Source organism: Hydrogenophaga sp. NFH-34 (assembly GCF_021401345.1).
In the GTDB taxonomy this organism is placed as follows: domain Bacteria; phylum Pseudomonadota; class Gammaproteobacteria; order Burkholderiales; family Burkholderiaceae_C; genus Hydrogenophaga; species Hydrogenophaga electricum.
Genome location: NZ_JACBGE010000002.1, coordinates 25072 through 37415, shown reverse-complemented (window position 1 = coordinate 37415; position 12344 = coordinate 25072). Strand labels below are relative to the sequence as shown.

The window sequence follows — 12344 nt, the reverse complement described above, 5'->3', positions numbered from 1 at the left end:
CGAAAGAACCGCCATGTCCCGAGACCCCTTGATCGTGGGCGCCCAAGCCCTGCAAGGCCCGATGCCCGGCATCGACCCCTTCATCTTCGGCGCCTACCACCAGGACCATTACCCCGCTGGCAACGCCCAACTGGGTGTCGACCCAGCCCTGCTGCGCGGGCGCGAGATCGGCATGGACTTCAGCGGCCAGGACGGCTGGAGCATGTACCACGGCGAAGCCGTGCCGGGCTTTCCCACGCACCCGCACCGCGGCTTTGAAACCGTGACCATCGTGCGCAAAGGGCTGGTCGACCATGCCGACTCGCTGGGCGCCACCGCGCGCTACGGCCAGGGCGACGTGCAATGGCTCACCACCGGCCGGGGTGTGCAGCACGCCGAAATGTTCCCGCTGGTGCACCAGGACCAGCCCAACACGCTCGACCTGTTCCAGCTCTGGCTGAACCTGCCCGCCAGAAAGAAGATGGTGCCGGCCGACTTCACCATCTTCTGGGCCGACCAGATCCCGCACTGGGCCGGCACCGACGCCGCCGGCCGCCGCGTTGAGGTGGAAGTGGTGGCCGGCGACTTCGCGCCCGTGGACGGCAGCGCGGTGGTCAAAGCCCTGCCACCGCCTGGCGATTCGTGGGCGGCTGAGCCCGAGGCCGACGTGGCGATCTGGATCGTGCGGCTCGCCCCCGGCGCCAGCCTCACACTGCCTGCCGCCACGCCCGAGGCCCGCCGCGCCGTCTACCTGACCACCGGCAACGCGCTGGTGGTGGGCGAGCACCGCTTCGACCAGCGCGTGATGGTCGAAGTGCGCGCCAACCAGACCGCGCCGCTGCACAACCCCAGCGACGCCTGGGTGGAAGTGCTGGTGCTGCAAGGCAAACCCATCGCCGAACCCGTGGCCCAGCACGGCCCGTTCGTCATGAACACCCAGGCCGAACTGGTGCAGGCCGTCCACGACTACCAGCGCACCCAGTTCGGCGGCTGGCCCTGGCCCAGCCATTCGCACACGCACGGAAAAGCGGAGCGCTTTGCGCAGTACCCGGACGGGCGGGTGGAGAAGCCGGCGGGTTGAGTCTGCGCTCCGGCGGATGGCCGATTTGCTGCATCCACGGCAACGCCATGCCCAATACCTGCCGGTAAAGAAACAGCAGCGCATTCAATGCCTGGCGGTGCCTGGCGGGCGATATGTGCTTTTCTGTGGCCCAAAAGGCTCAGGAAAGCCATCGCATTCGTTTTCCCCATGTCGCGCAGGTGGCGGAAGCCGTCGCCGTTTCGGGTGGCCCACAACATAAATGGTTTGGCCCACTAGACGTTGGCTCTTTACTTCTGTAGGCTTTATTGCAGGTAGCAGTACCCGTTCGCGCATCTGATCCAGCAGTTGGGGCTTGGGCGGGAGCCAGTCGGAGTTGTCGGATCTGCTGCGTCTGTTTATGCATCCGGGATGGTTTGTTGTAGGGTTGATTTCAAAAGTTCTTGGATGCTATGGAGCTTTGTGTAATGGCTAAGCTGTCGGGTATTTGGAATTTTTATTTAAATAGAAATTGCGTAATATGAATCGACGCTTGGCATTACGGAGTGACCTAAGAGTCGCTTGGGAAAGGGTCATATCAGATAAGTATGATGGGCGAGAAATCGACTCCGAAGCGTCTCTCCAGGTTCATTTTTGCATGGCACTTCTGAATCGATTTTGTGATAAGGATCGGGTGCGGCGGATATTTGTCGAGCCATCCGTTCAAGTGCTGGAGCCGAGAATTTACAAGAGGCCAGATCTATTGATATGCAATCAAAAACAAATCATTGGCATGGTGGAGTTGAAGTATGTACCTCGCGGTCGGGCTTCGTATTCAAAAGACTTAGAGACGCTTTATATCTTGCAAAAAAACCGGCTGAAATTCGAAATCAGTAACCAAAGATATCGTGGTCCAAAGGGCTTGACTGGAACCTTTACCTTGGCTAGTGATGCAGTGCTCTGCTGGGCTGGTGTTTATAGCGGAGAAAAGATCAGAAGTGATGCCTTTTTACACGCAGAAAGCAGCCAAGATTTTTTGGCTCTTCATGCACTTACAAGCAAGGATAAAAATGCAATCATTGTCTGCTCTTGAGTTCAGGTGAATAGGCGGTTTTCGAGATTTAACCTAATTGGGTAGTCAAGCGTCCCTATGATAATCCGGGATGCGACACCTAAAGGCATGGCGTGAGGTCGAAGGGTTCATTCGTTCAGGGAAGGTCTACTACCGTGGCACGTCGTAGGTTGATGGCCAGCTTCCCATACCGGATCTGCTGCAAACTGCGTTTGCTTGCGGCAGATGTTGTGTAAATCTTCCTGAGGTAACCATGGAAATGGCACACGATGATTGGCGGTTATCTGGTCAAGATAGGTACCTTAAAAGCGCGGTCCTGTTCTGGCGCAAATACGAACCGGCACCTGGAAACGACCATGACCATTGCGAATTTTGTGGCGAGAAATTTATGTCAGGCGAACATAAGGGGGGGCTCGCCGCAGGGTACTCGACAGAGGATCGTTATCGTTGGGTCTGTCGGTCCTGTTTTAATGATTTTGTTGATTTGTTCGGGTGGTCGGTTGGGTAAGCTGCCTATGGGGCGGGACCGACGAACCTGCTGAACAGCCGATTCAACAGGAACAGCCCGTCACATCACCGCCTCAAACCAACTGCGCACTCAGCATCTGCACCTGCTGACGCAGTTCGGCGTTTTCACGCTCCAGTTGCGCCACACGCTGGCGCAAGGCCTGCATTTCGGGGATGTTGCCCATGTCTGCGGCGCCGTCGGCCTCGGCGGGGGCGGTCTGGTCGGTGGCTTCTTCGGCCTTGGGTTTGCGGCGCGATTCGCGCACGCGTTTGGCCACCTGTTTGAGTTCGTCCTTGCCGGCCTGGGCGGCGGCCTGCTGTTCTTCCACCGGCAGGGTGGCGACGACGGCGGCCGCGTTCAGTGAGAGGTCGCCGGCCTTGACGGCGGCCACCACTTCGGGCGCGGCCTGTTTCTGGATCTTTTCGATCATGCCGACCTGGCTGCTGCTCAGGCGGGCGGCGCGGGCGATGTCTTCGCGGCTTTGCAGGGGTTTGGGTTCCAGCACGGCGGCCTGGGCCGCCTGCGTCTGGGTGGCTTCGTCGTCGGGCGCGGTGCCTGCGTCGTCGGTGTCGCGGCGCTCGGCTGCGGCGGCCTGGGCGCGCGCCCGGCGTTCGGCCACGATCTCGCGTTTGCGCAGCGCCAGCACGCCGCGCTGGTAGTCGGACACGCTGCGGCGACCCAGGTGCTGGTCGATCATCCACAGGTGCACGTCTTCCATCGAGCGGAAGTGCGGGTGCTGCACGGTGCGGAAGGGGATGCCGTGTTGCTGGCAGATGCCGTAGCGGTTGTGCCCGTCCACCAGCACGTCGCCCCAGAGCACCAGCGCGTCGCGGCAGCCTTCGGCCAGCAGGCTGCGTTCCAGCGCGGCGTGTTCGTCGGGGGTCAGCGGTTCGATGTAGGCCTTGAGTTCTTCGTTGACGACGATGTTCGGGGTGGGCTGGTTCATGGCGCGCGCGGACGGGGCAAAAAGGGCGCGATTGTAGTGGGGCGCACGGCCGCCCCCGTGGGCCGGTGTTAGGCTGCGCCGCAGCGTTTTTGCAGGAGCTTTTTGATGACCATGCGCGATACGGCGGTCCTCGTTCCGGTGTTCGTTCTGGCCGGCTGGACGGCGGGGGTGCTGTTGCTGGTGGCGGTGCGCCGCCTCACGGCGGGTTTGCCGCCGTCCGTGTACACGCAGGGCGAGGCGCCCAACGTGCCGCCGGCCGTCTGTCTGCCGAACCGCAACTACATGAACCTGCTGGAACTGCCGGTGCTGTTTTACGTGGCCTGCCTGATCGCGTTCGTCGCCGTGCCCGTGGCGCCGTTGGTGGTGCCGCTGGCCTGGGCCTATGTGGCACTGCGCATCGTGCACAGCCTGATCCACATCACCTACAACCACGTGATGCACCGCTTCGCCGCCTTTGTGCTGAGCAACGGGGTGCTGGTGGCGCTGTGGGGGGCGGTGGGCATGGGCGTGTTCTAGCGTTCCGTTGCGCACCATCGTCATGGTGGGCTGCAAAATGTTGATAAAAGCAATATCATTCAGCGATGACAACATTGAAGCAGACCGATGCTTTCCGCGCGTTCAACCGCTTTCACACCCGCCTGGTCGGTGCGCTCGACGAGTCGCTGCTCGGCTCGGGACATGCCTTGCCGCAGGCGCGGGTGCTGCACGAGATTGCCAGCGCGCCGCGCGACCGGCCTCTGTCGGCGCGCGACATCGGCCAGCGGCTGCGGCTGGATACGGGCTATCTGAGCCGCCTGCTGGCGGGGCTGGAGGCCGATGGGCTGGTGGTGCGCCAGCTTTCGGACACCAATGCCCGGCGGCTTGGCTTGAGCCTGACGCCGCAGGGGCGTGACGCCTACGCGCAGCTCAGCGCGGCTTCGGCCCGGGAGATTGAGGCGCTGCTGGCACCCTTGTCACCCGCCGAACGCGACGAGCTGGTGGGTGCGATGGCGCGCATCCGGCGCCTGCTGGGCGATGCGCCGGAGGGCCGCACCTTCGTCCTGCGCGATCCGGTGCCGGGTGACATGGGCTGGATCGTGCATCGCCAGGCCCGGCTGTACGCGACCGAATACGGGTGGGACGCGAGCTTCGAGGCCATGGTGGCCGAGATCGCTGCCCAGTTCGTGCGTGAGTTCCGCCCGGACCGCGAACGCTGCTGGGTGGCCGAAAGCGAGGGCGAGATCGTCGGCTCGGCCTTTGTGGTGTGGCAAGACGACCAGACCGCCAAGCTGCGCATGCTGTATGTCGAACCGGGTGCGCGCGGCCTGGGCCTGGGGCGGCGCCTGGTCGACGAATGCTTGCGTTTTGCCACCGAACGGGGCTATCAGCGCATGGTGCTGTGGACCAACGACATCCTGGTGTCGGCACGGCGCATCTACCAGGCGGCCGGGTTCCAACTGGTGGAGTCCTCGCCGCACCGCAGCTTCGGCAAGGACCTGGTGAGCGAGGTGTGGGAGCGGGCGCTGTAGCGCGTTCAGCCCCCTTCGATCAGAAGCCCACCGCCGCACCGTCGCGGCGCGGATCGCTGGCGGCCACGTAGCCTTCGGTACCCGGGTCACCCAGGCGCCAGATGAACTGGCCGGCGCCGAAGTCCTGATAGGGGTCGTTGATGCGGCGGGTCTGGTGGCCCAGGTCTTTCAGGCCCTGCACCGTGACCGGGTCCATGGCCGATTCCACGTTGATGTGCAGGCCGGCGTCGTAGCGCCAGCGCGGCGCGTCGCAGGCGGCCTGCAGGCTCTGGCCGTGGTCGAGCAGGCGCACCAGGGTCTGCATGTGGCCCTGGGGTTGCATGTTGGCGCCCATCACGCCGTAGCTCATGACCGGTTGCCCGTCTTTCGTGAGGAAGGCCGGGATGATGGTGTGGAAGGGCCGCTTGCGCGGGGCTACCAGGTTGGCGGTGTTGCGGCCCGGGCCGGTGCTCAGGTTGAAGCCGTGGCCGCGGTTCTGCAGGCTGATGCCGAAGCTGGGTTCGACCGTGCCCGAGCCGAAGCCCATGTAGTTGCTCTGGATGAAGCTGACCATCATGCCGTTTTCGTCGGCCGCGCTCAGGTAGACCGTGCCGCCCTTGGCCGGGTTGCCGGCGCCGAAGTCCTGTGCCTTTTTCATGTCGATCAGCGCGGCGCGCTGGCGCAGGTAGGCGGGGTCGAGCATCTGCGTGGGCGTGAGGTCCATGGCGCCGGGTTCGGCCACGTAGCGGTAGACGTCGGCAAAGGCGAGTTTCATGGCTTCGATCTGCAGGTGCTGCGCGGGCACGCTGTCGACCTTGAGCGCCGCCACGTCGAAGTTCGAGAGGATGCCCAGCGCGATCAGCGCCGCGATGCCCTGGCCGTTGGGCGGGATTTCGTGCAGCGTGTAGCCCCGGTAGTCCTGGCCGATGGGCGTGACCCACTCGGGCTGGTAGGCGGCCAGGTCGGCCTCGGTCAGCGAACCGCCGTGTTGTGCGGCAAAGCGGGCCAGCGCCTGCGCGATGGCGCCGCGGTAGAAAGCCTCGCCTTTCGATTCAGCAATCGCGCGCAGACCCTGCGCGGCGGCCGGAAAGCGGAAGCGTTCACCCACCTGCGGCGCGCGGCCCCAGGGCAGGAAGGCCTGCGCAAAGCCGGGCAGCGATTGCAGTTCGGGCGTGGCCGCGGCCCATTTCTGCTGCACCACGAAGGGCACGGCGTGGCCGCGTTCGGCCAGCTCGATGGCGGGCTGCATCAGGTCGGCAAAGGGCAGCTTGCCGAAACGCTCGCTCAGCGCAACCCAGCCGGCCACGGCGCCGGGCACGGTCACGCTGTCGACGCCGCGTTTGGGCGGGGTCAGCGCGTCGGCGCCGTACTTGCCGCGGAAGTAGGCCGGCGTCCAGGCCTGGGGGGCATGGCCGCTGGCGTTCAGGCCGTGCAGTTGCTGCCCGTCCCACAGGATGCAGAAGGCGTCCGAACCCAGACCGTTGCTCACGGGCTCGGTGATGGTCAGGGCGGCGGCGGCCGCAATCGCGGCGTCCACCGCATTGCCGCCGGCCAGCATCATGCGCAGCCCCGCCTGCGCGGCCAGCGGGTGCGAGGTGCTGACCACGTTGCGCGCAAACAGGGGCAGGCGGGTGCTGGGATAGGGGTTGGGCGTGTGCAGGTGCATGGCCGCATTCTGCCGCCTTGACCTGAGTCAAGCCATCGGGGCAGGGGCCTTCCTACGATGGCGGCGGACCGCAACGGTCCCCTCCACCCCAGGCCGCCATGCCTGTGCTGGCCCAACCGGCCAGCCGGCGCAGCCCGGTGTTGGGGTTCATCACTTCAGGACAGGAAAAAGACCCCCATGGCACTCGCCCCCCAGACTTTCGGATTCTTCTCGCCCACCGTTGCCCTCATGGGCGTGGGCTGTGCCCAGGACACCGGCACCCAGGCCAAGGCGCTGGGTGCCAGCCATGTGTTCCTGTGCACCGACGCGGGCATGGTCAAGCTGGGCATCGCCGACAAGGTCAGCGCCATGATCGCCGCCGCTGGCCTGGCCGTGACGGTGTTCGGCGGCTCCGAGCCCAACCCGACCGACCTCAACGTGCGCGACGGTGTGAAGCTCTACCGCGACAGCGGTTGCGACGCCATCGTCTCGCTCGGCGGCGGCAGCTCGCACGACTGCGCCAAGGGCATCGGTCTGGTGATCGGCAACGGCGGCGACATCCGCGACTTTGAAGGCCTGGACAAGTCCACCAAGCCGATGCCGCCGTTCCTGGCGGTCAACACCACCGCCGGCACCGCCAGCGAGATGACGCGCTTTTGCATCATCACCAACACCAGCACGCACGTGAAGATGGCCATCGTGGACTGGCGCTGCACGCCCGACGTGGCCATCAACGACCCGTTGCTGATGGTCGACATGCCGCCCGCGCTCACCGCCGCCACCGGCATGGACGCGCTGACCCACGCGGTGGAGGCCTATGTCTCGACCATCGCGACGCCCATCACCGACGCCTGCGCGCTGCAGGCTATCAAGCTGATCGCGCGCTGGCTGCGCCCGGCCGTGGCCAACGGCGGCAACGTGGAAGCGCGCGACCGCATGGCCTATGCCGAGTACCTGGCCGGCATGGCGTTCAACAACGCCAGCCTGGGCTACGTGCACGCCATGGCGCACCAACTGGGCGGCTTCTACAACCTGCCGCACGGGGTGTGCAATGCCGTGCTGCTGCCCGAGGTCTGCGCCTACAACCTGATCGCCTGCCCCGAGCGTTATGCCGACATTGCCGTGGCGTTGGGCGAAAACGTGCGTGGCCTGTCGACGGTGGAAGCGGCGGAGAAGGCCATCGCCGCCATCCGCCGCCTGGCGCGTGACGTGGGCATTCCGAAGAATCTGGCGGTGCTGGGGGTGAAGGCCGAAGACCTGGAGGTCATGGCCGGCAATGCCCAGAAGGACGCCTGCCAGCTCACCAACCCGCGTACTGCCACGCTGGCGCAGGTGGTCGGCATCTTCGAGGCGGCGCTGGCGGCCTGATCGGTCTCAGGCGTAGTCGTAGTGGCCGCCTTTTTTCAAGGCGGCCTGGTAGGCCGGCCGGGCGTGGATCTTTTTCAGCCAGGCCATGGTGGCCGGGCGCGACGGGCCCAGGCCGGCGCGCGCCACGGCGGCCTCGACCGGGAAGCTCATCATGATGTCGGCCGCGGTCAGCGCATCGCCCGCGAACCAGGGGCGAGCGGCGAGCACCTGCTCGATGTAGTCCAGGTGCACGTCGACCATGGGCTGCACTTTCTTGAGCGCGACCCGGCCCAGCAGCGGCACCTTGCCCATGGCCAGCATCAGCAGCAGCGTGGGCATGACCGAGCCTTCGGCGTAGTGCAGGAACTGGCGGTACTGGCGCAGGCCTTCGTCGCGGTCGGTGGGCCCCAGGCGGCCGGTCTTGTCGACCAGGTATTCGCAGATGGCGCCGGTTTCCACCAGCTTGATGCCGCCGTCTTCCAGCACCGGCGACTTGCCCAGCGGGTGCACTTGCTTCAATTCGGGCGGCGCGAGCATGGTGGCCTTGTCGCGTTCGTAGAAGCGGATCTCGTAGGGCAGTTCCAGCTCTTCGAGCATCCACAGCAGGCGCTGCGAGCGGGAGTTGTTCAGGTGGTGGACGGTGAGCGGCATGGTATCGGCACGGTGGGGTGAACAGGGCCGCATTGTGGCGGCTGCGCGGGTTTTCTGCAGCCGCTTGCGCCTGGTGTGCCGCCGGCTCTCACGGGCGTGGCCGCACCACCCACCAGGCCGAGGCCACGATCAGGCTGCCACCGATCCAGCCTGGCAGCGTGAGCTGCTCGCCCAGCCAGAGCGCGGCGATCAGTGCGCCCCACAGCGGCTCGCTGCCCATGAGCAGCGCCACCCGCGACGGGCTGGTGCGCGCGGCGGCGTGGTTTTGCACGAAGAAGGCCAGCACCGTGCACAGCAGCACCAGAAAGGCCATGGCGCCCCAGAAGGGCAGGCTGGTCGGCAGCGGTGCCCACACCGGGCCGTGCACCGCCAGCGACAGCAGGGCCGCGCCCAGCGTCATCACGCCCATCTGTACCGCGGTCACCGTCAAGGCTGGCAGACCGTGGCGCTGGCCGTGTCGCCGTGTCAGGCACACCATCACGCCACGCAGAAAGGCCGCTGCGACCACCAGCGCATCGCCCCAGGCGAGCGACGGCAGAGCGCCGCCGTGCTGGAACGCCAGCAGGCCGGCGCCCAGCAGCGAGACCGCAGCGGCCGCCAGCACCGTGCGCGTGGGGCGGACATTGAGCAGCCACCATTCGCACAACGGCGTGAAGGCCACGCACAGGCTGATGAGGAAGGCCGCGTTGGACGCGGTGGTGAGTGAGACGCCAAAGGTTTCGCAAACCAGGATGGCCAGCAGGTTCACCCCGAGCAGCGCCGCGCCGCCGAGCGCGGCCCGCCACGCGGGCACGGCCAGCCCGCGCAAGGCCGGCAGCAGAAGCACGAACGTCAGGCCGAAGCGCAGCACCAGAAAGGGCAGCACGGGCACCTGGGCGGTGGCGAGCTTGGTGGCGCTGTAGCTGCCGCCCCAGATCGCGGCGACCAGGAGCAGCAGCCATTCGACGCGCAGGAAGCGGGACGGGGCGGGGAGCGTGGGAGCCAGTGTGGTGGACATGCGGCGATTGTTCGGGACCGGTCCCGCGCCGACTAGACTGGCCGCTGGAACAGGAGTTGTGCGCCGTGGGAACCAATGACTTTCAGGACGTGATGCAGGAGCTGGTGGCCTTCGTGCGGGTGGCCGAGGCAGGCAGCTTTTCGGCCGCCGCACGGCGCCAGGGCGTCACGCCTTCGGCCATCAGCCGCCAGGTGGCGCGGCTGGAAAAAGCCCTGGGCCTGGCCCTGCTGCAACGCACCACGCGGCAACTGCGGCTGACCGATGCCGGCCTGGCCGTGCTCGAACACGGCCGCGCCATGGTGGCCGCCGCGCGCGCCACGCTGGAAGTGGCCGAAGGCCATGTGGGCACGCCGCGTGGGCGCGTGCGCATCAGCGCGCCCAAGGCCTTTGCGCGCCAGGTGCTGCACCGGCCGGTGCTGGATTTCCTGCAGCGTTTCCCCGAGGTGGACGTGCACTTTCTGGTGCAGGACCGGCCCGTGGACGCGCTGCGCGAAGGGGTCGATCTGGTGGTGCGCCTGACCGACGACCCGCCGCCTGGCATGGTGGCGCGCGCCCTGATGCCGGTGCAGCAGTGGGTGCTGGCCAGCCCGGCCTACCTGGCGGCGCACGCCCCGGTGCACACGCCCGAAGACCTGATGGCGCACAGCTGCATCGCGCTGGGCGAGCAGGAGCGCGACGGCCGCTGGCGCTTCGTGCGGGGCGACGATGTGGCCGAGGTGCCGGTCAGCGGCCGCTACACCGTCAACCACAGCGAGATGCGGCTGGCGGCGGTGGAAGCGGGCCTGGGCATCGGCTGCATGCCCGACTTCGGCGCCCGCGAGGCCCTGGCAGCAGGCCGTGTGGTGCGCCTGCTGGCCGACTGGGCCTTCGACACCCATTACCAGGGCACGGCCTACCTGCTGTTCGCGGCGTCGCGCTACACCGCGCCCAAGGTGCGCGCGCTGATCGACCACCTGGTGGCCGTGCTGGCGGTGCCGGCTCAGCCCGGCTGAGCGGGGGCCCCCGGCGCAGCGGGCAGCAGCGCCGCCAGCGTCTGCAGCGAGTCGGCTTCCTCCACCGGTTTGTCCTCGCGCCAGCGCAGCATGCGCGGAAAGCGCACCGCGATGCCGCTCTTGTGGCGCGGGCTGTGCGCGATGCCTTCAAAGCCCAACTCGAAGACCAGCGTCGGCCGCACGCTGCGCACCGGGCCGAAGCTTTCGATGGTGGTGGCGCGGATGATGGCGTCGACCCGCGCCATCTCGGCGTCGCTCAGGCCCGAATAGGCCTTGGCGAACGGCACCAGTTGCCGGCCCTCGGTGCCGGGCGGCGCGTTCCACACGGCAAAGGTGTAGTCGCTGTACACGCTGGCGCGGCGGCCGTGGCCGCGCTGGGCGTAGATCAGCACCGCGTCCACGCTCATGGGGTCGATCTTCCACTTCCACCAGGTGCCGGCGGCCTTGGTGCGGCCCACGCCATAGGCGCTGCTGCGCGGCTTGAGCATGAAGCCTTCGGTGCCGCGCTCGCGCGCCTGTTCGCGCAGCGCGGCCAGCTCGGCCCAGGTGGCGCCGGCCAGCACCGGGCTGGCGATCAGCAGCGGGTGGTTGAGGTCTTGCACCAGCGCGTCCAGCGCCGCACGGCGCTCGTGCAGCGGCTGTTCGCGCAGGTCCTGCCCGGCGTGTTCGATCAGGTCGTAGGCAAGCAGGACGACCAGCAGTTCGCGCAGCAGCTTGGGGCCCAGGGTCTTGCGGGTGATGCGCTTTTGCAGCTCGGCAAAGGGTTGCGGAGTCCCCAGGCCGTCGGGGGTGGCCCCCTGCGCGGGTCGGTGCCAGACCACGATCTCGCCATCGAGCACGGTGCCATCGGGCAGGGCCTCGCCGAGGGCGGCGAGTTCGGGAAAGCGTTCGGTCACCAGTTCTTCGCCGCGGGACCACAGCCACACCTGGCCCGTGCGCTTGACGAGCTGCGCACGGATGCCGTCCCACTTCCATTCCACCTGCCAGTCGGCCGGTGGCCCCAGCAGGTCGTCGAAGCGGTCCACGGGCTCGGCCAGCGGGTGCGCCAGGAAGAACGGGTAGGGCTGGCCGCTGGTGGCGCGCTGCTGTTCGAGCGCGTTCTCCGGGGCGATCAGGGCGCGGTAGTGATCGCCGGAGGGCGTGCGTCCGGTGGCGGTGTAGCCCATCAGCCGCTGCGCCATGCGCTGGGCGTCCACGCCCGCCACGGCGGCCAGCGCCTGCGTCACCTGCAGCTTCGAGACTCCGACGCGAAAACCGCCGGTGATGAGCTTGAAGTAGACGAAGCGCTGGTCGTCGGGCAGGGTGGCCCACTGCGCCTGCAGGCGCTCGGCCAGTGTCTCGGCGGGCAGGCCGCGCAGCGGCAGCAGGTGCTGCGTGAGCCATTCGGCCAGACCCCGGTCCACCGGCGTGCTGGCCGGGGGCAGCAGCAGCGACACGGTTTCGGCCAGGTCGCCCACGGTCTGGTAGCTCTCTTCGAACAGCCATTCGGGCAGGCCTGCGGCGCCTTGTGCCAGTTCGCGCAGCGCGCGGGTGGGCACGGTCTGGCGCGGTTTGCCGCCGGCCAGAAAGTACACCGCCCAGGCCGCGTCTTCGGCCGGCGCCTCGCGGAAGTAGCGCTGCAGTGCGGACTGCTTGTCGCGGATGGCGGTGCTGGCGTCCAGCTCGCGGTAGAGGGCGGCGAAGCGCTGCATCAGCCAGCCTC

Annotated in this window: 11 protein-coding genes; 6 read left to right on the top strand and 5 right to left on the bottom strand. The window is 67.1% G+C overall.

Translation table 11 applies throughout. The annotated features are described in order from the left end of the window. Nucleotides 1-13 precede the first annotated feature (13 nt). Nucleotides 14-1060 (top strand): pirin family protein, encoded by a 1047-nt coding sequence (locus L0977_RS02060; protein WP_234262992.1) that lies wholly within the window; start codon nt 14-16, stop codon nt 1058-1060. A 595-nt stretch (nt 1061-1655) separates the two neighbouring features. Next, nucleotides 1656-2090 carry a hypothetical protein gene (locus tag L0977_RS02050; protein WP_234262990.1) on the top strand — a complete coding sequence of 145 codons (435 nt, stop codon included), beginning with the start codon at nt 1656-1658 and terminating at the stop codon, nt 2088-2090. 560 nt (nt 2091-2650) lie between these two features. On the opposite strand, the gene L0977_RS02045 is transcribed toward L0977_RS02050, so the two are convergent. Continuing rightward, nucleotides 2651-3523 (bottom strand): plasmid replication/partition related protein, encoded by an 873-nt coding sequence (locus L0977_RS02045; protein WP_234262989.1) that lies wholly within the window; start codon nt 3521-3523, stop codon nt 2651-2653. Between the two features lie 105 nt (nt 3524-3628). Here L0977_RS02045 and L0977_RS02040 point away from each other — a divergent pair, with 105 nt between their 5' ends. Further along, complete coding sequence (locus tag L0977_RS02040; RefSeq protein ID WP_234262988.1) at nt 3629-4039, top strand: MAPEG family protein; 411 nt, start codon at nt 3629-3631, stop codon at nt 4037-4039. Between the two features lie 65 nt (nt 4040-4104). Continuing rightward, nucleotides 4105-5031, top strand: a complete 927-nt coding sequence (locus L0977_RS02035; protein ID WP_234262987.1) for a bifunctional helix-turn-helix transcriptional regulator/GNAT family N-acetyltransferase — start codon at nt 4105-4107, stop codon at nt 5029-5031. Between the two features lie 19 nt (nt 5032-5050). Here L0977_RS02035 and L0977_RS02030 read toward each other — a convergent pair whose 3' ends face one another. After that, the gene (locus L0977_RS02030) at nt 5051-6676 is read right to left on the bottom strand and encodes a gamma-glutamyltransferase family protein (protein ID WP_234262986.1); all 1626 of its coding nucleotides are present in this window, start codon (nt 6674-6676) and stop codon (nt 5051-5053) included. 177 nt (nt 6677-6853) lie between these two features. Between L0977_RS02030 and L0977_RS02025 the strand changes: the two genes are divergently transcribed. Further along, nucleotides 6854-8023: an iron-containing alcohol dehydrogenase gene (locus L0977_RS02025; protein ID WP_234262985.1), complete on the top strand. Its 1170-nt coding sequence runs from the start codon at nt 6854-6856 to the stop codon at nt 8021-8023. Nucleotides 8024-8029: 6 nt separating this feature from the next. Here L0977_RS02025 and L0977_RS02020 read toward each other — a convergent pair whose 3' ends face one another. Continuing rightward, on the bottom strand, nt 8030-8653 hold the full coding sequence (locus tag L0977_RS02020; RefSeq protein WP_234262984.1) for a glutathione S-transferase family protein: 624 nt from the start codon (nt 8651-8653) through the stop codon (nt 8030-8032). A gap of 88 nt (nt 8654-8741) precedes the next feature. Next, complete coding sequence (locus tag L0977_RS02015) at nt 8742-9650, bottom strand: DMT family transporter (protein ID WP_234262983.1); 909 nt, start codon at nt 9648-9650, stop codon at nt 8742-8744. A gap of 65 nt (nt 9651-9715) precedes the next feature. Here L0977_RS02015 and L0977_RS02010 point away from each other — a divergent pair, with 65 nt between their 5' ends. Beyond that, nucleotides 9716-10642, top strand: a complete 927-nt coding sequence (locus L0977_RS02010) for a LysR family transcriptional regulator (RefSeq protein WP_234262982.1) — start codon at nt 9716-9718, stop codon at nt 10640-10642. Here the strand turns inward: L0977_RS02010 and L0977_RS02005 are convergent. Further along, a complete protein-coding gene (locus tag L0977_RS02005; RefSeq protein WP_234262981.1) occupies nt 10630-12333 on the bottom strand; it encodes an ATP-dependent DNA ligase in 1704 nt (567 codons plus the stop codon). The two genes, L0977_RS02010 and L0977_RS02005, sit on opposite strands and share 13 nt — an antisense overlap. Nucleotides 12334-12344 lie beyond the last annotated feature (11 nt).